The sequence below is a fragment of the Rhizobium sp. RAF56 genome (genome assembly GCF_052113965.1).
In the GTDB taxonomy this organism is placed as follows: Bacteria; Pseudomonadota; Alphaproteobacteria; order Rhizobiales; family Rhizobiaceae; genus Rhizobium.
In genome coordinates this window covers 1-23,271 of sequence record NZ_JBFRDU010000027.1, presented here as the reverse complement: position 1 = coordinate 23,271, position 23,271 = coordinate 1, and the positions used below count along the sequence as shown (strand labels likewise).

23 protein-coding genes and 1 pseudogene are annotated in these 23,271 nt (G+C 58.3%); 15 read left to right on the top strand and 9 right to left on the bottom strand.

Features of this window, described 5'->3' with window-relative positions; all coding sequences use genetic code 11:
* The first annotated feature begins 117 nt into the window (after positions 1 to 117).
* Positions 118 to 558, top strand: coding sequence for an EF-hand domain-containing protein (locus AB4048_RS20805; protein ID WP_442203886.1), 441 nt, complete (start codon positions 118 to 120; stop codon positions 556 to 558).
* A 251-nt stretch (positions 559 to 809) separates the two neighbouring features.
* Here the strand turns inward: AB4048_RS20805 and AB4048_RS20800 are convergent, their stop codons facing one another.
* The 4 genes from AB4048_RS20800 to AB4048_RS20785 all read right to left on the bottom strand — a co-directional run bounded on the left by AB4048_RS20800 (position 810) and on the right by AB4048_RS20785 (position 4,707).
* Positions 810 to 1,469: a VIT1/CCC1 transporter family protein gene (locus AB4048_RS20800; protein ID WP_442203926.1), complete on the bottom strand. Its 660-nt coding sequence runs from the start codon at positions 1,467 to 1,469 to the stop codon at positions 810 to 812.
* A 670-nt stretch (positions 1,470 to 2,139) separates the two neighbouring features.
* Entirely contained in the window at positions 2,140 to 3,381 is a 1,242-nt protein-coding gene (locus tag AB4048_RS20795; RefSeq protein WP_442203885.1) for an MgtC/SapB family protein, read from the bottom strand.
* 446 nt (positions 3,382 to 3,827) lie between these two features.
* On the bottom strand, positions 3,828 to 4,292 hold the full coding sequence (locus AB4048_RS20790) for an integrase arm-type DNA-binding domain-containing protein (protein ID WP_442203884.1): 465 nt from the start codon (positions 4,290 to 4,292) through the stop codon (positions 3,828 to 3,830).
* 37 nt (positions 4,293 to 4,329) lie between these two features.
* Entirely contained in the window at positions 4,330 to 4,707 is a 378-nt protein-coding gene (locus AB4048_RS20785; RefSeq protein WP_442203883.1) for a hypothetical protein, read from the bottom strand.
* Positions 4,708 to 5,042: 335 nt separating this feature from the next.
* Between AB4048_RS20785 and AB4048_RS20780 the strand changes: the two genes are divergently transcribed.
* The 4 genes from AB4048_RS20780 to AB4048_RS20765 all read left to right on the top strand — a co-directional run bounded on the left by AB4048_RS20780 (position 5,043) and on the right by AB4048_RS20765 (position 7,255).
* Positions 5,043 to 5,594 (top strand): divalent metal cation transporter, encoded by a 552-nt coding sequence (locus tag AB4048_RS20780; RefSeq protein ID WP_442203925.1) that lies wholly within the window; start codon positions 5,043 to 5,045, stop codon positions 5,592 to 5,594.
* A 456-nt stretch (positions 5,595 to 6,050) separates the two neighbouring features.
* The gene (locus tag AB4048_RS20775; protein ID WP_442203882.1) at positions 6,051 to 6,533 is read left to right on the top strand and encodes a CBS domain-containing protein; all 483 of its coding nucleotides are present in this window, start codon (positions 6,051 to 6,053) and stop codon (positions 6,531 to 6,533) included.
* A 430-nt stretch (positions 6,534 to 6,963) separates the two neighbouring features.
* Positions 6,964 to 7,092, top strand: coding sequence for a DDE-type integrase/transposase/recombinase (locus AB4048_RS20770; RefSeq protein WP_442203924.1), 129 nt, complete (start codon positions 6,964 to 6,966; stop codon positions 7,090 to 7,092).
* The gene (locus AB4048_RS20765; RefSeq protein ID WP_442203881.1) at positions 7,052 to 7,255 is read left to right on the top strand and encodes a hypothetical protein; all 204 of its coding nucleotides are present in this window, start codon (positions 7,052 to 7,054) and stop codon (positions 7,253 to 7,255) included. Before AB4048_RS20770 ends, AB4048_RS20765 begins: the two co-directional genes overlap by 41 nt.
* A 138-nt stretch (positions 7,256 to 7,393) precedes the next feature.
* Here AB4048_RS20765 and groL read toward each other — a convergent pair whose 3' ends face one another.
* Positions 7,394 to 9,013 (bottom strand): chaperonin GroEL, encoded by a 1,620-nt coding sequence (gene groL / locus AB4048_RS20760; protein ID WP_442203880.1) that lies wholly within the window; start codon positions 9,011 to 9,013, stop codon positions 7,394 to 7,396.
* On the opposite strand from groL, the gene AB4048_RS20755 reads away from it, so the two are divergent.
* The 4 genes from AB4048_RS20755 to AB4048_RS20740 all read left to right on the top strand — a co-directional run bounded on the left by AB4048_RS20755 (position 9,005) and on the right by AB4048_RS20740 (position 13,186).
* Entirely contained in the window at positions 9,005 to 9,181 is a 177-nt protein-coding gene (locus AB4048_RS20755; protein WP_442203879.1) for a hypothetical protein, read from the top strand. The genes groL and AB4048_RS20755 overlap by 9 nt on opposite strands.
* A 131-nt stretch (positions 9,182 to 9,312) precedes the next feature.
* Positions 9,313 to 9,501, top strand: coding sequence for a hypothetical protein (locus AB4048_RS20750; RefSeq protein ID WP_442203931.1), 189 nt, complete (start codon positions 9,313 to 9,315; stop codon positions 9,499 to 9,501).
* 263 nt (positions 9,502 to 9,764) lie between these two features.
* Positions 9,765 to 12,632, top strand: coding sequence for an eCIS core domain-containing protein (locus AB4048_RS20745; protein WP_442203878.1), 2,868 nt, complete (start codon positions 9,765 to 9,767; stop codon positions 12,630 to 12,632).
* 152 nt (positions 12,633 to 12,784) lie between these two features.
* Positions 12,785 to 13,186 (top strand): hypothetical protein, encoded by a 402-nt coding sequence (locus tag AB4048_RS20740; RefSeq protein ID WP_442203877.1) that lies wholly within the window; start codon positions 12,785 to 12,787, stop codon positions 13,184 to 13,186.
* A gap of 877 nt (positions 13,187 to 14,063) precedes the next feature.
* Here AB4048_RS20740 and AB4048_RS20735 read toward each other — a convergent pair.
* Both AB4048_RS20735 and AB4048_RS20730 read right to left on the bottom strand, forming a co-directional pair.
* The gene (locus tag AB4048_RS20735; RefSeq protein WP_442203876.1) at positions 14,064 to 15,965 is read right to left on the bottom strand and encodes a heavy metal translocating P-type ATPase; all 1,902 of its coding nucleotides are present in this window, start codon (positions 15,963 to 15,965) and stop codon (positions 14,064 to 14,066) included.
* A 114-nt stretch (positions 15,966 to 16,079) separates the two neighbouring features.
* Positions 16,080 to 16,775, bottom strand: a complete 696-nt coding sequence (locus AB4048_RS20730; RefSeq protein WP_442203875.1) for a VIT1/CCC1 transporter family protein — start codon at positions 16,773 to 16,775, stop codon at positions 16,080 to 16,082.
* A 213-nt stretch (positions 16,776 to 16,988) separates the two neighbouring features.
* Here AB4048_RS20730 and AB4048_RS20725 point away from each other — a divergent pair, with 213 nt between their 5' ends.
* Positions 16,989 to 17,363, top strand: a complete 375-nt coding sequence (locus tag AB4048_RS20725; RefSeq protein WP_442203874.1) for a COG4315 family predicted lipoprotein — start codon at positions 16,989 to 16,991, stop codon at positions 17,361 to 17,363.
* A 333-nt stretch (positions 17,364 to 17,696) separates the two neighbouring features.
* Positions 17,697 to 17,897 carry a hypothetical protein gene (locus tag AB4048_RS20720; protein ID WP_442203873.1) on the top strand — a complete coding sequence of 67 codons (201 nt, stop codon included), beginning with the start codon at positions 17,697 to 17,699 and terminating at the stop codon, positions 17,895 to 17,897.
* Positions 17,898 to 18,275: 378 nt separating this feature from the next.
* Here the strand turns inward: AB4048_RS20720 and AB4048_RS20715 are convergent, their stop codons facing one another.
* A complete protein-coding gene (locus AB4048_RS20715; RefSeq protein ID WP_442203872.1) occupies positions 18,276 to 18,473 on the bottom strand; it encodes a hypothetical protein in 198 nt (65 codons plus the stop codon).
* A 640-nt stretch (positions 18,474 to 19,113) separates the two neighbouring features.
* On the opposite strand from AB4048_RS20715, the gene AB4048_RS20710 reads away from it, so the two are divergent.
* The gene (locus AB4048_RS20710; RefSeq protein ID WP_442203871.1) at positions 19,114 to 19,710 is read left to right on the top strand and encodes a hypothetical protein; all 597 of its coding nucleotides are present in this window, start codon (positions 19,114 to 19,116) and stop codon (positions 19,708 to 19,710) included.
* Positions 19,711 to 19,744: 34 nt separating this feature from the next.
* Here the strand turns inward: AB4048_RS20710 and AB4048_RS20705 are convergent, their stop codons facing one another.
* Positions 19,745 to 20,086, bottom strand: coding sequence for a hypothetical protein (locus AB4048_RS20705; protein ID WP_442203870.1), 342 nt, complete (start codon positions 20,084 to 20,086; stop codon positions 19,745 to 19,747).
* 542 nt (positions 20,087 to 20,628) lie between these two features.
* Here AB4048_RS20705 and AB4048_RS20700 point away from each other — a divergent pair.
* From AB4048_RS20700 to AB4048_RS20690, 3 genes and pseudogenes are all read left to right on the top strand, one after another.
* The gene (locus AB4048_RS20700; protein ID WP_442203869.1) at positions 20,629 to 20,871 is read left to right on the top strand and encodes a hypothetical protein; all 243 of its coding nucleotides are present in this window, start codon (positions 20,629 to 20,631) and stop codon (positions 20,869 to 20,871) included.
* 159 nt (positions 20,872 to 21,030) lie between these two features.
* On the top strand, positions 21,031 to 22,695 hold the full coding sequence (locus tag AB4048_RS20695) for an arylsulfatase (protein WP_442203923.1): 1,665 nt from the start codon (positions 21,031 to 21,033) through the stop codon (positions 22,693 to 22,695).
* A gap of 142 nt (positions 22,696 to 22,837) precedes the next feature.
* A pseudogene (locus AB4048_RS20690) lies at positions 22,838 to 23,271 on the top strand (haloacid dehalogenase-like hydrolase); the annotation flags it as partial.

Genomic DNA, 23,271 nt, shown 5'->3' with positions numbered 1-23,271 from the left:
TTCTCACATAGAGTTGACCTAAATTTGGCGAACGGCAATGGCTGTGGTCGAGGTTGCTCGTGTTATAAACCTAGATTTAATGGGGTAGAGGTCGACTTCAAACAAAGGAGACACCCAATGTCATTGCCCAAACTGCCAACCATTGCCGCTTTGGCAATTTACTCAGCCCTTGGTGCCCTCGACACTGCTTCCGCACAGATGATGTCTCCTGATGCTGGCATGCAATACGATCAAGCGCAGCCGCAAGGAGGGATTTCGCCAATGCCTCCAGGGATGCACGGCGTGATCGGTCGTCCAATGATGGGCCATGACATGATGCGAGGCGACATAATGGATCAGGGCATGATGTCCTACGGCATGATGGCGGAAATGCCCATGGGACCGATGCATGGACGGATGATGAAAATCATGTTTGCGATAGCGGACACCAATAGCGACGGCGCACTCTCGTTCGAGGAAGTATCGGCAATCCACAAACGGATCTTCGACGTGATCGATGCCAACAAGGATGGGAAAGTGACGCCCGACGAACTGTTGGCCTTCATGACGGGACAATGATTTTTTGCGAACCGGTCGTCGCCCAATGGCCCATCGGCCCAGTGTCGGCCTGCCCATCAAAAACTGAATGTTAGCGCTGGGCTGATGAGTTGCAGGCCGCGGCGTTGGATGACTATGGACGGCATTGCCACGGCGGCGTAGCCATTGCGCCAGAAAACCTCAATTGCCGAAGCGATCACGGTCGCCGCGAACGGTTTAGATGGTCGTTCGATGTGGGGCCCACACCGAAGACTTCATCTTTGCTCGGCGTTCTATACGGCGGTTTTTCCCACCAAAACGCCTATGCCTGCCGTCACAGCCATGGCAAAGGCGCCCCAGAAGGTGACACGCCCCGTGGCCTTCAGCACATTCGCACCGCCAGCCTTGGCACCGATCGCACCGAGCAGTGCGAGAAACAAAAGCGACGCCGCCGAGACGAGTGTCACAAGCTGGTTCGCGGGCGCCGGCCACACCATAGCGAGCGGCATCAGTGCACCGACAGCAAACGTCAGAGCCGACGTCAGCGCGGCAACGATCGGTCTTGCAGTGGTGATTTCGGATATGCCGAGCTCGTCGCGTGCATGTGCCTCGAGCGCATCCTTCAGCATTAGTTGCTCGGCGACGCGCCGGGCCAAATCGATCTCGACGCCACGCTTGGCGTAAAGCTGTGCGAGTTCCTCGCCTTCCGCATCTGGCTGGCTCTCGAGCTCGAGCCTCTCGCGCGCGAGATCGGCTTGCTCGGTGTCCGCCTGCGAGCTGACCGACACATATTCGCCCGCCGCCATCGACATCGCACCAGCCACTAGGCCCGCGATTCCGGCGATCAGGATCTGGGAACTGCCTGCTGCTGACGCCGCAACGCCGACGATCAGGCTCGCCGTCGAGACGATGCCGTCATTCGCCCCCAGGACGGCGGCACGCAGCCATCCGATCCGGGAGACGAGATGAGTTTCGCGATGTGAAGGTTTCTCATGAACTTCCTCTAGTTGACGCCATCGAGCAGAGTGGCGAGAGCCACTGTGCCGTATTTGCGGACATTCTTGTGTAAGAGGTCGAGGCGCAGTGCCGTCTCATGGTGTCAACCACGAATTCGTAATCGACAGATACGATGCTCGGCGAATTATCTTGTCGAACGGGATGATGGATTGAGAGAGAGAGAAATCGAGGATTGGCAGAATGCTTGCGAATCCCTTGAGTATGCAGGCCGAAGGGACCCTAGCAGCAGTTTAGCTGGATTGAGGCATTAGCGGGTCCAGAAACGCCCTTTGCCAACCTTATCTCCGCAACGCCTGCGCCGACCACCCTCTCTTGGGGAATTATCAGCTGTGAAGAAACCCAGCACTTCAGCATCAAGATCCGCCGGTTGAGATCAATCAGCACAGACCACGCAGACGAAACTAGTAGCACGCGATTCTTGCCTTGATTGGCATAAAGAGAAGAGAATTATCGAGAAGATGCAACGCGGGTACCCAACGTGGACCTACGAAGACCCTTGGTGGCGGGGCGGCTTTCCGGCTATTGAGGCAAATTAGCCCCAGTTTACGATCGCAAGGAGGATCAGCGCGCCTCGGCAGGTTCCCCGTGAAAACTTGTTCCTTCAGATCACCCAGAGGTAGCCGATAAAGCGATCAGCCAAGTCGCTGCGATGGATACGGCAAGTCCTGGCAGGACCCGCATAGCGAACGCAAAGTTACTGGAGCTAAACGCCATCGCGGCTTTAGAAAATGCATTTGTCGTCATCGCAACCAAGATCGGAAAGACGCCATCTGTCGCCAACATCTTGCCTGATGAGACCAGCGATGCAACCGCGATCGCAGACGAGTGAGCGTCGACAATCCCGGCAATCGCGGCACCAAGAGCGATACCGAGCTCCCCGAATGTTTCTCTCAGCCAGGCTGAGACCACCAGCATGATGCAGAGCGTCCCGGTCAGCACCATGGCCGCCCAAATGCTGAAGGGCCGCCCAACGGCCCGACTTTCGACCCCCGGCGATCTCAACGCGATTAAGGTAAAAATGAGGCCGTAGACAAGTGCAACTGCCCCACCAGCAAGCAAAGGAAAGGCCATCTTTCCAAATGTCGGGCGACTGGCCACTGCGAGAAGAAGCCCAAGCTGCACAAACGTAGCGACGCTCGACAGTGTAGCGCCGGCAACCGCCGCGTCCAGTTCTGGACGATTCTTAGCTGAGCGCGTTGCCATCGACCCAATCGTGGCTGCGCTTGAGACGAACCCGGAAGCAAGGCCTGCTAATGGCAGTCCATATTTCGGCCCGAGAATCCTCGTCAGCACATGACCGCTTGCTCCGATCGCGAGCACCAGGACGGCGAAGAGCCAGATCGCATGTGGGTTCAGGGCCCCGAAAGGACCCATGGCGCTATCGGGAAGCTGCGGCCAAACGACGACCGTTGCAATAGCGAAGACAAGTCCGTCGTTCACTTCGTCATCCGTGAGCTTGCCTTTAACGAGCCGATGAACCGGCGTTTTCGTCGCCAGGATGAAGGCTATCGTCACGCCAAGGGCTGCGGCCAGAAGGATGTCGCTCGTGGCCAGTCCCCCGATAAGCGGTGCAGCGACAAGCGCGATCTCTGTAGTCAGACCTGGATCGTCGCCTCGGTCACGCAAATAAGAGAGAGCTGCGAACACCGAAACCGCCAACAGCACAATCAGCAGCGCGACATGCCCGCCAACTTCCACTGCAACGGCGCCAAGGAGCGTCGCAAGCCCGAAGGTCCGTATGCCAGCGGCGCCGCGGCCTGGACCCTCCCCCTTCCTGCGCTCGCGCTCGATCCCGATCAATAAGCCCAAGGCGAGAGAAACGGCGAAGTTGAGCCATGGTCCGGTCATTCCGAGCCCTCCAGCCCAAGCTTGGCGATGGATAGATTATGATGCTCCTCTAGAACAACGTAAGAAGCCATCATTATAAACGCAAATCGTTTTATAGCTGAGTGTCTCAGGAGATTAATGAGATCGGCAATTCGAATGGTGCTAAATTGCAAGCCTACCGACAATATCCATACTGGGCTTGATCTCGCACAATTAGACAAAGAACTTCTTCTACTTATCTGCTGTGCGACGGTGAATCGATCGAGCGCGTCCTTCGTCGTGGCCGCTTGAAATTAGCCTACGGACGGGCTGGCGGGCTCGCGTTGTGTATCAGCATCGGGATCAGGCTCGGGTTGGTCATCCGCCGACCCGCAGCCGCTCGGCCTCGGTGATCACTTCGGGCACGGGCGAGCCATCCCGCGCCAGCCGCTCACCGCAGGCGATGCACAGCTGCTGGTGGACGATGGTCATTTGCAGAGCCCCGACCGGCGTGACGTCCTTGGCTTCGCCGGCGAGGCGCCGAGCAGAGGTCGACGACCCGCGATGACGCCTGCACCGCAGCGCCGGGATTGTTCCCCTACAAGGCGCTCTGCCTGTCGAACATCAACATTGCCACGAGGTCGGCGCGCAGCACGCTGCAGTCTGCTGTGCCGAAACGTCGCCGGCGACGCGGCGGGGGTACGGGCGGCGGCCTTTTTGGCTGTCTTTTCCGTGAGCGGATCGATGCCGTCGGCGATGAGCTTCTTGGCGTCGCACGCGCGGACCAGGGCTTCCGCCAGCGTGGAGACGGCAGCCGAGCCGAGGCCCATGTAAACGGGCTTCGCCGTTGAGCGTATAGCGGAAGATCCACGCCTTCGTGTGCCATTTGCTGACTGCAAATAGAGCCCGAGGCCGTCGCTGTAGTGGTTGGGCTTGAGATCGGACCTGGCCACATGGCGGCGCTGAGTTTGTTGACCGTGCTTGCCATGGTCAGCGGCCCTTCGCTTTTGCCTGACAGGCCTGCAAGGCGACCGTGACCGTCTTCTTGTCTGGCGCGGTGAAATCGATGACCTCGTCGAAGATTTCCACCTTGAAGACCGGCGCTCCTGCGCCGAGCGCTGCGAGCCGCACCGGGTCTGACGCCCATTGACGGGCGCATGTCAGCATCGCAGCGTGTTGCTGCGGGTTTTCCAGCAACAACTTCTGCTCAACCCGCTCGTCCTCAACCCTGATCTTGTCGACCCGTGCGACGAAGACACCCGTCAGGACGACGACAATGCCCACAAAGATCAGCGTGGTGCCCTTTATCCGGCGCAGCCACATAAAGCATAAGACCAAGCGGCCCAGAATTTCGACAACCCAATCCATGGTCAGGCACCCCCTCGCTTGCGGGTGAGGCTGCCATGCGTTCCGGCAGTCGGGTCATTCATGCTATTCAGGCTATCGGTCATTGATGGCGCTCACAGTGAGCTGTTGATGACAAGTGCCGACCGGAAGCTCCAACTTCCGGTCGGCGCGCTCTAGCTAGACTAGGGTCGAGACTCAAACCAACGTCCTTTCCGGTTTGATCGAAGCCTTGGCGGGACCGCCGTACCACGGACGGGCCGACCTGACCTTCAGATGGAAGCCGATGAACTGTTCCATCTCGGCGAGGCCCTCCAGTTCCTGCGCTTCGCACAGCTCAGCGAGGGCGATCTGATTGGATCGCCGTCCTCAAGAACGCCAAGGCATTCTACGCGACTATCGCCGTTGCGACACTCGGCAGCATCGGGGTTGCCTTTGCCGGACTTGATCCCATCCGTGCCCTTTACTGGAGCGCTGTCATCAATGGCATCCTTTCCCCTCCACTGATCGCAATCTTGGTGGTGATCGCTGCCAATTCCCGTATCATGGGGACGCTCACAGCGCCTTGGTGGATGCTCCTGCTCGGAGGCGTATCCGTTGCCGTCATGACGTTTGCGGGCGTCACAAGGAGCCGCAATCAAATTCCGTTAATATGGCAGGCGGAAATGCATCGTATCGGAAGGGTTCTGAGAGCTTTAGGGGCGATGGCGCCGTGGACGTCGGCAATCGCTAGCCTGCGGCTCATGCAATGGCTCTATTCCTTCAGATTGATCAGCCCAACGACGGCGGACGGGTTTTTCCGAACCGCTAAGTGGCTCGAACGGTGCGGCGACAACATTGTCGGTAACAGGGGAAAGACCCATCAATCCCCGGACGATCGACGCCATCACCGCGATGACCATCGGACTTGATAACAGATTGCTTTTGCAGTTCGCGATGATGAGTTGATGGGTATCGTAAACTTAACGGACCATCGAAGAAGATGTGCGATGTGGCAGCATGACCAAAATTGTCCTTGATCCTCTTTATCGTCCCCATACTCGCACGTGTCCCTGCCTCCGGCGATCCCCGCGGCACGGGCGCCGGGACGTCTGGCGTGTCTCGCCCTCTTGCGATTCCCCAATGTTGCTAATCACCATCCAGGAACGCGCTGTTGGGCATGCCCTTGTTGCACGAGAGCGGGGTGGGAAGATGACGATTGTGTTTCGCGTCACGGCCATGCCTGCGCTTACAATCATCATTGACAACCCCACTATCGGGGCGCGATGGTCACGAAGGGCGGCAACCGCGCCATCGCACATTGTGGTACGTCAAGGCGGCGGCCGAGCCGTCCGGTATCGCGGATGCTCTTAGCTGGAGCCATACACATGACGATCCCCGCCAAGTCGGTGATGACAACGAATTTAGTCACGGTATCGCCTGAGACCACCGTGGCCGAGGCCGCCCGGCGCATGCTGATCCATCACGTCGCCGCCGTACCGGTGGTGGACCCCGATAACCGGCCGCTTGGATTGGTCAGCGAAGGCGACGTGATGCGCCACTTCGGCGCACAGTTTCAAAGTAAGAGAGCGCAATGGCTACGCATGCTGGCGGAAGGCGAGACAGTCGCCCCGGAGTTCCTCGCCGAAATCCGCCTCAACCAGCAGCACGTCCGCGAGATTATGCACACGGCCATCATATCCGCTGATGAGGAAGCCTCGCTTGCGGAGTTGGCGGATCTGATGCTGAAACATGGGATCAAGCGCGTCCCTATCCTGCGTGACGGCGTGTTGGTTGGCATCGTCAGCCGCGCCGATGTGGTTCGGGCCGTGGTCGAAAAACTGGACGATTTGCTTGAGCCGACGGACTAGCGCCGGAAGCTGGTCGGCCGGACCACATCATCCGACAGCGCCACGGCCGGACAAGCGCAACAAATTGCGGTTCCAAAGCTCGCGCTGTAGGAGCAGCCCATAAGGCAGAGCGCGCCTCAGGACGCCGTCAGCTAGCTTAGCACCGCGGCGATGACGATTGTCGCAGCCACGGCCCAGAGCGCGATCTTGTTGTCGCGAAGGCTCGAGGCCAATACTGCATCGGCGAATTTGCCAGCGCCGGTGAAGGAGGAAGGCGCTGCAGCGGACGATCGCCCGTTCGATGGCCGGTTCAACCGCCGGGGAATGACTTCCCGGCATTATCGGTCAACGAAATACCACCAGCCGGTTTCAAGTCACCTTAGACGGTCCGGCGTTGGGTAAACCATTTTTGGGCCGATGATCGCGCAAACGGCGGCCCAAACCGCACACAATCTGGCGTCTGGAGGAGGTCTATCTCAGGATTGATGGGTGCCTGGTCTACCTTTGGCGTGCCGTTGATGCCGAGGGCGAGGTTTTGGATGTTCTCGTCCAGACCAGGCGGAACAAGGCCGCGCGTTGAAATTGCTACGCAAGCTGCTGAAGAAAATTGGCTGCGTGCCGAAGAAGCTAATCACCGACGATCTGCCGCCGCTGAAGTCAGCGATCATTTTCTGCAGCTCCGATCCGGCCTCGACAACTTCTTACAACTGGGCATCGACGTCATTGCGGCCGATCGCCACTGAACCTATCAACCATCAGGCGATTGCGGCGCGTCCCCACCCTAGACGATCGCTCAAAGTCGAAAATGTATTTTTTGTCCTTGAGCGCCGGTCTTATTTCTTCCACCTCGTCATGTGGGTGCCATCCTTTCCTCGCCAAACTCAAAGGGCCATATCCCGCCGCGCCAGATTTTCAGACGGCTCCGGTATCTCTGTCATCGTCGCCTCCGTCAGAAGCAAGACACTCGCGACAGAGACGGCATTCTCGAGCGCGACGCGAACCACTTTGGTCGGATCAACGATTCCCGCCTCGAACATGTCAACGTAGATCTTCCGGCCAGCGTCATAGCCAAAACTGCCTGTTCCCTCATACATTTTGGCGACCACGACGCCACCATCCGCCGATGAGTTCTCAGCAATCTGCCGAACCGGAATCTCCAGCGCCCGTTTGAGAATCTGTACGCCGGTGCGCTCATCTCCCTCGCATTCACCCTCTTCCGCGGCGACCCCATCGATGCAGCGCAAAAGGCCGAGACCACCACCCGGCAGGATACCCTCGGCGACAGCAGCTTTCGTCGCATTGATTGCGTCGTCGAGCGCTTCTTTTTTTGTTTTGAGTTCAGCTTCGGTGGCAGCGCCAACTTTGATTACCGCGACACCGCCTGAAAGCTTTGCTAGACGCTCCCTAAGTTTTTCCTTGTCGTAATCGCTGGTCGCATCTTGGATCTCACGCCGCAGCTGTTCGACACGAGCGGCTATTGCTTTCTTCTCGCCGGCGCCGCCGACAATTGTGGTGGTGTCTTTTGTGATGACGACGCGTGCTGCATGACCTAGCTGTTCCAAACTGACCGTTTCCAGTTTGATGCCGAGATCTTCTGAAAGCAGCTGTCCGCCTGAAAGGATGGCAATATCCTGGAGCATCGCTTTTCGACGGTCGCCGAAACCAGGTGCCTTAACGGCACAATTGCGAAGCGTGCCGCGGATCTGATTTACGATCAACGTTGCCAAGGCCTCGCCATCTACATCCTCAGCAACGACAAGCAAAGGCATGTTTGTTTTGGCGACGTTCTCGAGCAGGGCAACGCAATCGTTCAACGCGCTGAGCTTTCTATCCACGAGAAGGATCGCCGCCTGCTCCAACACGATTTCCATCCGTTCATTGTCGGTCACGAAATATGGCGATAGAAATCCGCGATCGAATTGCATGCCTTCCACCACTTCAAGGGTGGTCTCAGTGGACTTCGATTCTTCGACAGTGATGACACCATCATCACCGACTTTCTCCATGGCGTCGCCGACGAGCGAACCGATCTGTTGGTCGTTGTGCGCCGATATTGTTGCAACCTGCATCTTTTCGCGCTTCTCGGTAACCGGTCGACTGTTCCGTTTGAGCTGCGCTATGGTGCAGGCCAGGGCACGATCCAAGCCCCGTTTGATGTCGATCGCACTCGCCCCAGCCACGACATTGCGCAAACCGTCGGAGAAGATGGCCTGTGCAAGGACGGTTGCCGTGCTTGTTCCATCGCCAACCATGTCGCCAGTTTTCTCCGCAGCTTGTCGGAGCATTCGGGCACCAAGGTTTTCTTCGGGGTCTTTGAGATCAAACTCTTTGGCGATCGTCACACCGTCATTGCAGACGAGCGGTGTGCCCCACTTCTTCTCGATCAGGACCGCCTTCGACCGCGGACCGAGCGTGACGCGGACCGCATCCGCCAATTGGGTGGTTCCTTTGAGAATCTTTTCTCGCGCTTCCGAGCGGAATAGGATTTGCTTATGGGCCATGACGTCACCTCCATCGGCAGTGATTTTATGCTCGAAAAAGGCGGGAGCGCTTTGACCAGAGTCAAAATGACTGCCGACGCCTTGGGCAATGTACGTGGGGCAAAATCGATGGCAGCGTTTCAGTGGACGAGCATCGAAGTGTGCATGAGCTCGCGCTTTGAGAGTTGATGGCGAGCCGGGGGATTCTCAGGCCGGGGCAAATCATTATTCGATTCTATCATGAATAAACGGCTCCCCTCCCCCGAGCATGCCGACACGCTGTCGCTGAATGCGTTGCCGAGCGCCTTCTGCAGAAGCTGATGCGTGCTACCGCGAAGGAGGAGCGGTTGATCACGATGGTCCGCGATCCCGGCAATGTCCACTCCACCGAGCGGTGGCGCGAGGTCTTCAAGCCGGTCATCGCCCACGCCCGCTATACGGTGTTCCAGATGGCCGAAGTGGCCGTACCGCGCGATCTATTTCGCCGCATTCTAGGACCTGATCGATGACCTGCGACCAAAGCCGGTGGCGGATGTCGAGCCCGCACGCGGTCGCTATGACCGTGGCACCCGACAGGAGAGATGCGTCTAATGCCTTGCTCGGCAGGACGAACCCATGGCGTCTGACGAACAATGTCGGACATCGGCCCGGTTCAGCGGTATAGCCGACTGCCTGGTGCTGTTCAGTGGTCCCTCCGAGGGCTATCATACGCAAAGACAGACGCTGGATTAGCAATCTATCTGGCGAATGTTGCTGACGAGGAGATGCAGCCATGTTTGCTCCACCGATCAAGGCACCGAAGGCTTCGCAGACTCCCCCGGCATGTGCTTCTAAACCGCCGCAGCAGAGGCCTGTGCTGCCCGGCTTAGGTTCAGCCGACCAGATCCTCGCCCTCCAAAGGACGATCGGCAACCAGGCCGTACTCAGGCTGCTGGAGAAGGAGCGACAGAACCTTCCTGGGAGCACGCCTGCCGATGGTCAGCCACAAGCAGCTGATCTAAAGCGGGAAGCCAGTCCAGAGGGCGCACGAAGCGCGTCGTGGGACTTCAGCAAGATCCCACTGTTCGCGCCCAACCGACCATGCGGACCTGAAGCGCCACGCCCATTCATACAGCCGAAGCTCATAATCGGCCGGGGCAAGGATCCGCTTGAGCACGAGGCGGAACGGATCGCCAATCACGTGATGGGACGACCGGCTCACCAGGCCGTGAGCGCCGCACCGCTATCGATCCAACGCGTCTCGACATCAGCGAGCCGCGAGATGAAGGCGGCTCCTGCCAGCGTGCACCGCGTCCTTGCTGGTGCCGGGCGGCCGCTGGAGCCAGCCGTGCGGCAGGACATGGAGCAGCGCTTCAACCACGACTTTTCACTAGTGCGGGTGCATGCCGGGGCGGCAGCCGAGCAATCGGCGCGGGACGTAAACGCCCACGCTTACACGGCGGCGTACGACGTTGTTTTCGGTGCCGGTCGGTTCGCACCCGGGACTCATGATGGACGACGGCTGATTGCTCATGAGTTGACGCACGTGGTGCAGCAATCGGCGTCCACGTCCTCCCCGGTCGCGATACAACGCGACGCGGACAAAGACCTGACGGCTGACAGAGTCCGCGACATGAAGGAGTACGTTGCCTCGCATCCTTCACCGTACAAGCACGTAATCCAGATCATCCGTTTTTCCCAAAAGCAGGACCTCGATGACAACGTCGCTGCCGACTTCGTTGAATCGCTGTCGGCGGCCCAACTCGAGCACTTTGCATCCACGCCAGAAGGCCGCGAGATGTTGGACGTCCTCTATAACGCCATGATGACGGGACATGTCACATCTCATGAAACGTTGCAGGCGGATAGGATTGTCTATGCCAAATGGAAGTTCAATCCGGCGGAAGTCTATAAGGTTGCACAGCTAAGCGATCCAGATGCGGCACCTACTCCGATCGTGCTGACCGCACGGAAGCGTGCCGATGAGTTGAATCACCTGGCCGCAAGTAAACGGTATAACGACGTCATTGCGGGAGTCCGGGAGAACAGTTCCATCGAGGACGACATCGCCGCCCGCTTTCTGACCTTACAGCACCCCGACAGGCTCGAGGCGTATGCCGCCACCGATGAGGGGCGGGTTATGCTGGGTGTGCTGTATGACGCCTTGATCACCGGGGAAGTGACAGAATTTGAAAGGCTTCAGGCCGATCGTATTCTCGCCGCCAAGGCTAAGACCGCCCGCGCGCCCGCTGCCGCTGATATTGCCAAGGCCATGCGTGAGCCTGCGATTTTTCCTCTGGAAACGTCATGGGGTTCCACGGCCACCATTCGCGCCGAGCTGCTCCCGAATGCCAAGGTCAAAGTGTACTACGACTCCCGCACTGGTTTAGGGAGCAAGGAATTCGCGCGGGAACGAGCCAGCCTTTATGAACGGTACGGTGAATCCGTCTATAGCGGCATCATTCTCGAGGCTGATGAGCCTGTGATTGTAAAGTTGTTCGACCAGGGCGGGACAACAGTCACAGTCCCGGCCATCAAGCTGATCGACTTCTTCAATCAACAGAAAGAAGACACACTCGGCAAAATCAAGACGGTGTCGGTGATGGGTGCCACTGTCGGATTGGGCGGTGTCGGCGCGGGCGGCATCTTGGGATGGGCCGACACCATCGCATTCGCGATCAACGCCGGAACGCTGTTCATCAACGCCAATCGCGACGTGATTGCCAAGACTGCGTTTGGGCGACGATTCCTGGAGGCGTGGGACGTGGCCGAGGGGATGGTTGAGTACTACAACTGGGGGCGCCTTGGCGTGGATGGTCTCAAGCTGGTTCATGCGACGGTGAGTGTTCCCTTCAAACAATGGCGACAGGAAGTTGCCGCGGGCCTCACGTCGGCCGAGCAGAATACGATCGCCAAGGCGCAGCAGCAGACAGACGCGTGGCTCGATGCCGTCAAGAAGGCGGAAGCCGCGGAAGCCGCGAAACCAGCGGCGGCCGACTCGCAGGCGAACGCAGCACCGCGCGGCTCGCAATCACGAACCGGCTATTCGCGGGCGCCCCCTACCAGCGAAGAGGACATTGCGGCCGCAGCCGGCAAAACCCGGGGCCGGCCCGGGATCGACCGCGGCAAGGGCGCCCGCCCACGCTACGCCAACGATCCTGTGAAGCCGAAGGTGACTGGTGCTCCCATCAAGCCGATCGAAGGCCATACCGCACAAGACGTCTTCGCCAATTATGCTGCCAAGAAGCACGTCTTTGAAGGGGACTTCAAGGGCGGGTATCACTCGACGGCGCGCGAACCGAATACCAATGCGACTGAAGTGGGGGTCATCAAGAAACGCGCGGCACCAGGTGTTGAAAAGGCTTACAAGATAAAGGTTGAGATCCGCGACGCGAACGGCGAAGTAGTGGAGTTCACAGACGCTGCGGGAAAAGTCAAACCGTACAAAGAGTCGACCATGTTTCCGGACCATTTGACCGAACAGCAGGTCATGGACGAAGTCTACGAGGTGATGGTGAAGAAGCACAAGACGGAGCCGCTTCCCCCAGCAAACGCAAAAGGCATGGTGAAAATCGAGGGAGTCTCTCCACGGGGATATCACATCATCATCGAGGTCGGCATGAATGGAGAGACGCTTTTTACCTTTTATGCAAAGAAGTAACGCGTTCACACGCCATGGAACGCGCCCCCGTCCCGCCCGGCAGCCGGGGATACAGAAAATCGCGCGGCCGGAGAATTAGGAAGATACGCAAGGATAGCTCCCAACAACAACTTGGCGATGCCCTCGACCTTCTTGAGCGCTTGCAGGCGCACATGTGGAAATTCGGCGGCGACCTGCTGGTCACGGCCTTCGGCCCCGCCTCGCGGATTAGCCGCCGCGTTGTGGAGGGGGAAAGGGAGGAGGCGCCGGTGTCCTGGATCCGTCGCGAGGTCCAGAAGCTTGCAGCGCTGGCTGGTATCGACGACGACGAGACCAATGAGATCACCTATCGACGCTACACTGGCGAGCCGAGCCGGGCGGCGGCGTTGCTGACGGTCGTTGAATCAGAACTGTGGGCCGCAGGGGGCGGCGTCACCCGCCATCGCGTCGGCTTGACGGATGCTGGCCGGGCTACGATGGCGCGCTCGCGAGCGGCTTCGCTGCCTCTGTCACCTATACCAAGTGCTGGGACACGACCGGAACAACCCGTGAGGCAATCGAGAACATCCGAGTGAGGCAACGGCATTATGCTTTGGGAACACTCTTGGGTGAGGCAATACGAATCTCACCTTGATTGTCGCCGCGCACTGTTCTGGCCGAGTGGGGTGGTCTCGATGATGAGGCTCATAGGCTGGCAGACCTTGGCTATGCGGATGCCCTGGCGGATGCGCAAGATAGGATCGCCGAAATGAAGGAATCATCGGCCGGAAAGGCAAGTTTCCTCGCCGAACGCTCTACTGATTTTTGGGCCGGCAGTTCCTATTTCGGAGCTACCGCCAAAGTCCAGGAGGGCTGTAAAAGCAGCAGGCGGTACAAACAGGCCCGGACGCTAGTGCTCAGGAACTTGAAACAGCCCAAGGACGCAAAGCCGAGCTTTGGAAGCCCATCGCCCTCAAGGAATACGAGCAGCGCGGCTGCGCTCAGGAACCGAAGGAATAACGATCCCAAACCCGACGTTCAGGCCGGTGAATCTTTGTCTGCATCCCCACCCTCCTTGCCACACGGGCCAAACCGAGAACGTCGCAGCATCGGTCTGCGCCATTCGCGTTGGGTTGTGAATCGGCACCGAAGGTTGACCCCTGGACAAAAGGCAGCAAGTGCATGACTTTGCAGGCAAAATCGCGATCCGGGCGGGGTCGTCATTGGCGCCGATCATGACCCCTATTGATTTCCATTTCGTATATGTAATCAATGCCTTAGGTAGAATCGGCAGGGGATCAACCTTCGGTGCCGATTCACAGCCAGGAGCGGAGTTCTCAACCTCGCCGACCTGGGAGAGGCCGCCATTAAGGTCCCGGTTGGATTTGACGTCTGAATCCAGCGCCGCCTTCGCGCCTAAGCCGCAAGGGCGATTCCAATGGAGAAATCCGTTAAACCGCTCTGAGCCTTCTCCTATCCGGTCTCGCCTGTCGAGGGGAGTTCTTCACTCGTCTTCGGCGCCCCTTGGCTTTGGGTGGTTTGTGGCTGAATGCGCAGTGCCCTAAGGGCGTTGAGGATCACTGCCACATCGATCAACTCCTGAAGCAAGGCTCCCTGCACCGGTGTCAAATAGCCAAATGCGGCTGCAACCATGCCGACGATTGACATTCCGATCCCGGCGAAAACACTTTCCAGTGCTATACGCCGCGAGCGTTTGGCAATTTCGATTCCCGGCAGCAAACGTTCCAGGTTGTCGACCAGAAGAACGATGTCGGCGGCCTCCGCAGAGGCGGCTGCCCCTCGAGCGCCCATGGCGACCCCAATATCGGCGGCAGCAAGCGCCGGCGCATCGTTGACGCCGTCACCGACCATCATGACTGGCCCCGTTTTACGCTCAGTCAAAACCAGCAGAACCTTCTGGTCAGGTGTAAGGTCAGCGCGGACCGCATCCAAGCCGAGGCCTTCGGTCACGGTTTCGGCGACCGCACGACGGTCCCCGGTGGCCAAAACAATACGGTTGATTCCTAACCGACGTAGACCTGCAATAAGCTCATCAGTGCCTGACCGCAACGCGTCTGCCATGGTCAGATAGCCCGCGATTCTGTTGTCGACGGCAAGCGCGACAACTGCGGTTCCTGCGTTCATGACCGCGTTCGCCGCCGCCTTCACGCCGACAGCAGCACTGACGTATGCGACACCCCCGACTGCGACCTCCCGACCGGAAATCGTCCCCGCAACGCCCTCGCCGGCCCGCTCGGCGACGGTTTCCGGCACAGGCAGCACGAGCCCTTTTCGGCGCGCCGCCGTGACGATCGCTTGGGCCATTGGGTGTTTAGACGCCTGTTCCAAAGAGGCCGCGAAGTATAAGAGCTGATCTTCCGACATCCCGTTCCGCGTTTCGATTGAAACGATCTGCGGGCGTCCATCTGTCAGCGTTCCAGTCTTATCAAGGATCAACGTGCTGATCGTTGACAAAGCCTCCAAGGGCTTTGCTCCCTTGATGAGGACACCGAAATGCGCGGCTCGGGACAAGCCGGCCACCAAAGCCACCGGAACGGCCAGGATCAGCGGACAGGGTGTTGCAACGACCAGGACAGCCACCGCGCGAATAGGATCGCCGGTAAGCCACCATGCCGCTGTTGATATTGCGACGGTGACTCCTAGAAACAGCATGGAATACCTGTCGGCCAAGCGGGCCATCGGCGCCTTGGATGCTTGGGCAGCCTCTACCAGCCTCACGATGCCTGCGTAGGTACTGTCGGCTGCGCGATGACGGACCCGCAAATCAAAGGCATCGCCAGCATTGGTTGATCCGCTCATCGCTTCCTCACCATGCCCCAGCCGCACGGGCATGGATTCCCCAGTTAGAGCAGATTTATCGAGGATGGCGTGCTGGCTTTCGATGTCGCCGTCTGCCGGCACGACTGCACCCTGATGGATCAGAATCAGGTCGCCCGATTCAATATTCTCCAGCGCGACATCTTCGAGAGTGCCGTTTGCATGCCGTGTGGCAGTTCTCGGGACCCGCGACAGAAGCGCGCTCATTTCGCGCCTGGCACGCCGCTCGGCAAAATTTTCTAGAAATGTCCCGCCTGAATACATCACTGCGACGACCGATGCGGCGAGCGTTTCGCCGAATAGCAACGCCGCCGACATCGAAAGCGCCGCCACGATGTCTAGTCCGACTTCGCCTCGCCATAGGCTGCGCAGAATTTCGATGATCAGCGCAGCAAGAACCGGGACGACGCCAGCTTGCCACGCGAGTTTAGCTGCATCCGACCTGTCGACCGCAAAAAATAGAAGCCCGAGTGTGAGACCTAGCACGGCTACCAGGAGCAATGTGGACTTCAGGCGATCAGAGTTCGGATAGAACATGGTGTTGCTTCGTCGTCGTTCGAGGTCATTCTCACATTGCGTCTTGTCGCGTTCGCCTGTGGGTGGTTCAGAATCGCCAGTCGCTTGCCTGCAAGTGGCCCCAAAGATTGGTACCTACACCGCGGTACCAACGAGTGCCCCAATTCCCGCCGTTAACGCCATGGCGAAGGCGCCCCAGAAGGTCACGCGTGCAGTCGCTTTCAAGACGTTGGCGCCGCCCGCTTTAGCTCCAACCGCGCCAAGCGCCGCTAGAAACAGAAGCGAGGCAATCGAAACTGCCAGCACGAGACTATCAGCTGGCGCAACCAACACCATGCCTAGTGGCATCATCGCGCCGACTGCAAATGTCAGAGCAGACGTAAGGGCAGCGACGACAGGTCGCGCCGTCGTGATTTCTGATATCCCGAGCTCGTCTCTTGCGTGGGCCTCAAGCGCGTCTTTTTCCATCAACTGATCTGCTACACGCCGTGCCAGTTCGATCTCGACGCCGCGCTTCACATAGAGTTGAGCCAGTTCCTCGCGTTCGGCCTCTGGTTCAGTCGCGAGCTCCCGCCTCTCGCGGGCTAGATCTGCTTGCTCGGTGTCCGATTGAGAACTGACCGAGACATATTCGCCGGCCGCCATCGACATGGCACCGGCCACCATCCCCGCGATACCGGCGACCAAGATTTCGGTACCGGTCGCCGCGGAGGAGGCGACCCCTACGATCAGGCTTGCCGTCGAAACGATACCGTCGTTCGCGCCAAGGACGGCGGCGCGTAGCCAGCCGATACGGGAGACGAGATGATTTTCGCGGTGCAACCGGCTCATGGTTTCCTCTTTATTTTCTCCGCATTCGACGGGCGTCCATTTTCTCTGCGAAAGCCGACCTCGCAATCGCAGGTCAAATTCGCTAAGACCCGGCCAACTTTGAAGCATTCGGTTGGTCCGGCTTAAGGGGAACAGTTGTCACAACCAGGCGTTTCCTCAGTGCGTATCGGGCACTACTAGCATTGCGTTGGCACTCCCGAGCGGGAGAACATCATGAAAACGCTACTCGTTGCCATAGGTCTGTTGGCCGCCACCACGACATTCTCTGCTTATGCCGCCCAACCCGCCAAGATGGTTGATACGAAGGCGGGCAGAGCCATGGCCACCCAAAAGGGCATGGCGCTCTACACATTTGACAAGGATACCAAAGGCAAATCGAACTGCGATAAGGATTGCCTGAAAAAGTGGCCGCCGTTCCTTGCCGAAGCTAAGACGAAGGCAGAAGGCGAGTGGTCTCTCGTCAAGGCTGCCGACGGCAAGGAAATGTGGGCCTATGAAGGCAAACCCCTCTACACCTATGCCGAGGATAAGAAAGCCGGTGACATGAACGGCGAAGGTATCGGCGGAGTTTGGCACATAGCCAAATAATTCGATAGACGCAGCTAAGGGCGGTCCATCGATCGCCCCTCTCGGCGAGGCTGGTCCGAAGGAAGGCTGCGGTATATCGACGTTTGCGCGACAGCAGTACACTCAGCGCTAATCGATTTGATGACGAGAGACGCGACAACGACCTCTTCTGATGCGTGAACATCATCTGGAAAATCAGTCTCGGTCCCGCGACGAATTTGCATTTTGGATTGTCTTAAAGCCTTCACTCCGCATTGGAGAAGAAGTGGCGCCAAGAGCCTCGCTAACCTACCGGCCAACACCAATGGCCTCAGCGTTGCTTGGACTATCGCAATTCATGAAAAGGAGCATAAATTGTACAACGCCCAGCGCGACGGCAAAGCCGGTGCAGCTTCCAATGCCATTCCGTCAATGGGGGCGATAGAGGGCCGCCTTACCGTTCTTGAAGTTCTTGCGGCGACTTCTCTTCGGCTCCTTTTGAGAAATGGCGACAAGGCGGCTGGCAAACATGCTCTTTCCTCAATCCGTAAAGCCATGCGCCAACGGGCGTTCTGACTTCTCCACCCCTGGGTCGAGCTGCCAAAATTCTTCGTTCAAATTCTCCCAGACAACCGCAATCGTGTCGGTGATATGATGGAGGCTGTTTCCAACACCGGGAGCATGCTCCTTCAAGCTCTTGAAACACGGAACACTTAATGGCCCACCGCCGGGATTCCCACTATGCACACAGACCTATTCAATGCCGAGCTGCTAGCCTTCACTAAGGGCTGACCGCCTAGATTGTTTTCCCAAGTCACTCACGTGTACGCGGCGGTTGATACCAGGTCCGCTTAAATCGGGACGATACCTTCTTCGAGCGCCGCACTTCAATCGACGAAAGCAGATCCGCGAAACGGTTTTTCATCGGCAGATATCCTCGCGGATAACTTGGGTCTACACCGATTGGTCAAGCGCGTCGCGTCTTTTCACAAGCTCCTCATAGAGCGCCTGTTGCTCCTCGAGCTGTTCATCGATTCGCTCTTCATCGGCAGCGCCGCTGACTGCTGCTGCTTGTTCGATCAGGGTGCGAATATTTTCACTGACCTCGGCAATCCGTATCTCGAGTTCGTCCCGGCTAAGGTCTTCGCTCATTGAATGTCTCTCCAGTGCCTTGGGAAACCGATATTGCCATCGTTCTTCAGAGCCGTCTTGTATCTTAAGCGCGCAGCGGCGGAATAGATTATCGGCTATCGATATGTGAGTGCATTCGGGCGTCTCTTCGTAGGCCGAGATAGTATGTCTGTCTGGTGGGTCTCCATGGCATGCCCTTCAAGTCTGGGAGAAGCGTAGGAGGGCATGCCTCCACTGTCTATTGTACCATGGTGTGAAAACCTGCCGGCGCCGATGTTAGTGATGAAAGCTATCCGTTAGATATTTTCGTAGCTCGAGCCGTTGGTCACGTCCGAATGGCGCGATGCCCGACGCCTTCGTGTGCCTTTCATCCCTGGGGCGTCGCCGGTAAAGTCGTAGGATCTCGTCGCGACGCCATGTGTTGAATAGGAGGCCAATATCGGCGTGCACGGCTGTCGGTAATTGAAACGATGTCAGCCCTATACTGATAACTCCGCAAGCCGGCTCTGCAGCCGCGAGAGATGGAGCCGAGCAAATTATGGCCATAGCTCGCAATTTGAAAGTTAATTGGCATGAAGTTTCACGTTCCCTATGGCCAGTCTTTTAATCATTCCGCCCACGGAGCTCGCCTGACTAAATGGGCGCTTGTAGAGGGACTAGAATGACCGACAAGGCAGCCAATGACGCACGCAGAAAGATGCTAGGCGAGAGGGCCGTGCTTGTTGCCGAGCAGTTCGCTTTCCCGCCTACAGAATGGGAGGCGAAGACCCTTGCCGAGGTTCTCTCTTTGCCGCGGGTTCATGTCATGCGGCCGCCCCGAGAGGAGTTGTTGGCTGCCGGAATGGTAGAACGCGATTGCCATCGGAATTGCTCAGTCCAGGTCACAAACGATCCGGATCGGTCCTGCCGTCACGTTGTGGGATGGTTGATCCATGGTTCCGATCTCATCCTGCACTCGGTTGTAGAATGGAGCGGATATTGGCTCTGCTTGACGCCGCAGCTAGTAGCGGCGCCCTCAGAGTTCCAGTTCATTCCGGACCCGCTGATCGAGTGGGTCGAGACAAGAATTGGAATGGAGGCTTTTCGGGGCGGAGTAGCGGTCCCGCATGCGCTCCGTAAATACCCCGAGCATCATCTTCTCCTGCGGGACAAGTTCCATGAACTCCTGGATTCGGGGATTTCGGCGTACGATGCTCGACAAATAGTCGACACCACGTTGGGCGAGGAGTTGAGGAAGAACGAACGAATTATCGCGTAGGGCGAAGCGACGGGCAGCGGATCCCTCCCGACCCTTAAACGATCTTGAAGACCGCGGAGTTGTCCTGCACTTCGCGCAATCCCTTGTAAGAAGTGTGGCGCAGCTTCAGGTCGCTCGACCAGGCGCGGAAGGCGATCTCGGCGATCAGAGTCGGTTTGATCCACGCGACGCTCTGGCGGTTTTGTTCAACTTGGATTTCGGCAGTTTGATGAGATCCATCAGCTTTCTGAACACTGACGCTTCGCGATCGGGGAAACCTGTTCCGACGCTGCCGACGTAAACCACGGTGTCTGCTTGATGGGCGCCGAGCGCAGCCGATGCGGGGAGGCCGACGGGCTCGTGACGGTCGCGCTGGAAGCACTTCACCTTTACCCATCGCCGCGTCCGCCCACCGGTAGCGCAGGTCGAGCCGCCTGGCGACGCCGCGCTAGCAGGGCCGTGCCATCCAACGTCTCTTCCACGAGAAATCGCAGTGGTAGGCGGCTGGGGGTGGCCCGCAGCATTGAGCTTGCCAGAATTCGTTCCAGTTGTGATCGTCGCTCAGGTGACGACGGAGCGAATGGATCGTTTGCACGTCCTTATCAGACAAGTTCGAGGTCGATGCCTTCGATTTATTCTGCCGCCAGGCTCGATAGTCGTCCAACCCTTTGCCGGCAAGACCAGCGTTGAGGAGACAACGAGACGAGCCCAGCATGCCCGCGTGTCGTGTTTTTTGTATCCGCAGATTGGGTTAGCTATTGTGACAGTCTTTTTCTGTTCGGCCGGCAAGTGGAATCTCTTCCTGACTGATACCCAGCCAAGGTGTGAACCTTCGAACCTCTGTAGCATACAGGTACGAACATGTTCGTACCTTGACCCCCTCCGACCTTCACGCAACGCTAGCAAGCGAGGCTCTGTCGCGATTACAGGACAACTGTCATGTCAGGATTGACCTTCATCGTCAGTCGTTGGCCCGATCGCGAACTGTCTATACGCAGGCTTTTCACTCAGAGCCCCGAGTTCCGGGCCGTATGCGAAGACTACGGGGAGGCGCTGGGCGCGTTCCAACATTGGCAGGCTGCAGGCAGCGACGGTAAGGCAGAGGAATACCGCAGTCTCGCCGCGGAGATTGAGGCGGAAATCATGCGCATGCTCGACCATTCGGCGGGATGCCGTCCGTAGTTAACTCACCTCCTTGCTCGTCACATGCTGCTTCGGTCAGTCACTTCGAAAGCAACGTTCTTCCAGCCGGCGCAACGGGTGCGTCAGCGACCCCAGGAGGAGAATGCGATGAGCATGAAGCAGAATATACTGACTGCGTTTCTATGCGGCAGCGCGCTGATGTTCGGCTCGATGTCGACCCAAGCGCAGGACGCCCAGAAGCCCAATATTCTTTTCATCATGGGCGACGATATCGGCTACATGCAGCCGAGCATCTATCATCGAGGCTTGATGGTCGGGGAGACGCCGAATATCGATCGCATCGGTGAAGAGGGTGCGATGTTTACCAGTTATTACGCCGAGCAGAGTTGCACGGCGGGACGTAACGCCTTCTTCACCGGCATGCATCCGCTTAGGACAGGAATGATCCCGCCTCAACTCCCCGGCAGCCCTTCCTACCTCAAGCCCGGCACTCCGGCGCTGGCAAAGTTTCTTCTCGATCTCGGCTACAATACTGGTGAGTTTGGCAAGAACCACTTGGGCGATCACACCGACGCCCTGCCGACCGCGCACGGCTTCCAGGAATTTTGGGGCTATCTCTATCACCTCGACGCCATGCAGGGGGTGAGCTTCCCGGATATCAACAAGACACCGACGGAACAGACCATTGCGCCACCTTGCCGCAACACTCCGATCCCTGGACTTGCTGAGGACCCAGCGGCGGTCGATCCCCGGACGACCACGTGCCTAACGCCGCCGCGTCCAGTCCTTGCCTGCAAATCCTCCGACGGCTCGTCAGCCAATCAAACTTGCCATGACGAGGGTCCGCTAACGCTCAAGCGTTCGGAGACCGTGGACGAGGAGATTTCTTCCAAGGTCATCGACTTCCTCGACCGCAACGACCCGAAGAAGACCCAAAAGCCATTCTTCGTTTGGTATAATCCGGCGCGCATGCACATCACCACCATGCTTTCGGACAAGTATATGGCGATGGTCGGCGAACCCGGCGGCAAGGACTGGGGTGTCAACGAAGCCGGCATGAAGCAACTCGATGACAATATCGGATACGTCCTCAAAAAGCTGGATGAGATGGGCCAGCTCGACAATACCATCATCGTTTTCACCACCGACAATGGAGCCGAAACGATCACCTTCCCCGATGGTGGCACCACCCCGTTCAAGGGCGGTAAGCTGACCACCTGGGAGGGCGGCATGCGGGCGCCGCTGGTCGTGCGCTGGCCCGGCCATATCAAACCAGGAACGGTGAAAAACGACATCTTCGCTTCTCTCGATTGGCTGCCGACATTGGTCGATATCGCCGGTGGTCCCAAAGGGGATGGGCTCAAGCAACAGATCCAGAAAGGCGCCTATCCGGGGATCGTGAAGACGACGCTCGATGGCGTCGATCAGCGGGATTATCTTGAAGGCAATTCCGACAAGTCGGCCCGTGACACCTTCTTCTACTATTCCGGCAAGGACCCCTCTGCGGTCCGCTACAAGAACTGGAAGATGTACTTCGCAATGGTGTCCGATTCACCGACGGGCTTCCTCGCAGGTGTGCTGCCCTATCACTGGACGCAGGTCGTCAATATCAAGCGCGATCCGTTCGAGACGTCCATTGGCGAGCAGATCAAGACGCTCACCGGCGAAGGCGGGGCGCTGGCCGCACCGGTCACCGCCTATGTCTACGACTGGAACATGCTGCCCATCGGCCAGGTGCTGTGGCTTAAGGAACTGCAGAGCTACGTCGACTACCCGCCAATGCAGGACCCGGCCAGCTATAACCTGGAGCAGGTCATTCAGCAGGTGAAGCAGATGCATACCGCGAGCCACGCGGGCGAATAAATCCATCCCCAAAAACTCAGGCGCCCCGAGAGCGGGCGCCTGACCGTCGCAATTTTTGACGTATCAAGTCGAGCGCCTGGCGGTGGTCATCGCAAAGCAGGATCGAGCCGTGGGCAGCAAATCGTTGGAGTATTTCATGTGTATGAATTCGAGTATTTCTCGACTGATACGTAGCGCGGCTCTCGGTATCGTGGCCGCGTTGTTGTTCGCGGGGCCGACAAGAGCGCAGACCGATCCACTCCCATCCTGGAATGATACCGCCCCGAAGGCTGCCATTGTCGCCTTCGTGGAAAAGGTGACCGCGAAGGGTTCCGCGGACTTCGTTCCGGAAGAGGACCGCGTTGCGGTTTTCGACAACGACGGTACCTTGTGGGTCGAGCATCCGATGTATACCCAGCTCGCTTTCGCGCTCGATCGCGTGAAGGCATTGGCTTCAGCCCATCCGGAATGGAAGACCAAGCAGCCGTTCAAGGCCGTTCTTGAGGGCGACATGAAGACGCTCGCCGCATCGGGAGAAAAGGGCCTCGTCGAGATCATCATGGCGACGCATTCCGGGATGACGAGCGACGAATTCCA

What these genes read in the sequence shown, in the direction of transcription:
- AB4048_RS20805 (WP_442203886.1), top strand. Translation starts at nt 118, where the DNA reads ATGTCATTGCCCAAACTGCCAACCATTGCCGCTTTGGCAATTTACTCA.
- AB4048_RS20795 (WP_442203885.1), bottom strand. Translation starts at nt 3,381, where the DNA reads ATGACCGGACCATGGCTCAACTTCGCCGTTTCTCTCGCCTTGGGCTTA.
- AB4048_RS20785 (WP_442203883.1), bottom strand. Translation starts at nt 4,707, where the DNA reads ATGGATTGGGTTGTCGAAATTCTGGGCCGCTTGGTCTTATGCTTTATG.
- AB4048_RS20775 (WP_442203882.1), top strand. Translation starts at nt 6,051, where the DNA reads ATGACGATCCCCGCCAAGTCGGTGATGACAACGAATTTAGTCACGGTA.
- AB4048_RS20765 (WP_442203881.1), top strand. Translation starts at nt 7,052, where the DNA reads ATGTTCTCGTCCAGACCAGGCGGAACAAGGCCGCGCGTTGAAATTGCT.
- AB4048_RS20755 (WP_442203879.1), top strand. Translation starts at nt 9,005, where the DNA reads ATGGGCCATGACGTCACCTCCATCGGCAGTGATTTTATGCTCGAAAAA.
- groL (WP_442203880.1), bottom strand. Translation starts at nt 9,013, where the DNA reads ATGGCCCATAAGCAAATCCTATTCCGCTCGGAAGCGCGAGAAAAGATT.
- AB4048_RS20750 (WP_442203931.1), top strand. Translation starts at nt 9,313, where the DNA reads ATGCGTGCTACCGCGAAGGAGGAGCGGTTGATCACGATGGTCCGCGAT.
- AB4048_RS20745 (WP_442203878.1), top strand. Translation starts at nt 9,765, where the DNA reads ATGTTTGCTCCACCGATCAAGGCACCGAAGGCTTCGCAGACTCCCCCG.
- AB4048_RS20740 (WP_442203877.1), top strand. Translation starts at nt 12,785, where the DNA reads ATGTGGAAATTCGGCGGCGACCTGCTGGTCACGGCCTTCGGCCCCGCC.
- AB4048_RS20735 (WP_442203876.1), bottom strand. Translation starts at nt 15,965, where the DNA reads ATGTTCTATCCGAACTCTGATCGCCTGAAGTCCACATTGCTCCTGGTA.
- AB4048_RS20730 (WP_442203875.1), bottom strand. Translation starts at nt 16,775, where the DNA reads ATGAGCCGGTTGCACCGCGAAAATCATCTCGTCTCCCGTATCGGCTGG.
- AB4048_RS20725 (WP_442203874.1), top strand. Translation starts at nt 16,989, where the DNA reads ATGAAAACGCTACTCGTTGCCATAGGTCTGTTGGCCGCCACCACGACA.
- AB4048_RS20715 (WP_442203872.1), bottom strand. Translation starts at nt 18,473, where the DNA reads ATGAGCGAAGACCTTAGCCGGGACGAACTCGAGATACGGATTGCCGAG.
- AB4048_RS20710 (WP_442203871.1), top strand. Translation starts at nt 19,114, where the DNA reads ATGACCGACAAGGCAGCCAATGACGCACGCAGAAAGATGCTAGGCGAG.
- AB4048_RS20705 (WP_442203870.1), bottom strand. Translation starts at nt 20,086, where the DNA reads ATGGGTAAAGGTGAAGTGCTTCCAGCGCGACCGTCACGAGCCCGTCGG.
- AB4048_RS20700 (WP_442203869.1), top strand. Translation starts at nt 20,629, where the DNA reads ATGTCAGGATTGACCTTCATCGTCAGTCGTTGGCCCGATCGCGAACTG.
- AB4048_RS20695 (WP_442203923.1), top strand. Translation starts at nt 21,031, where the DNA reads ATGTTCGGCTCGATGTCGACCCAAGCGCAGGACGCCCAGAAGCCCAAT.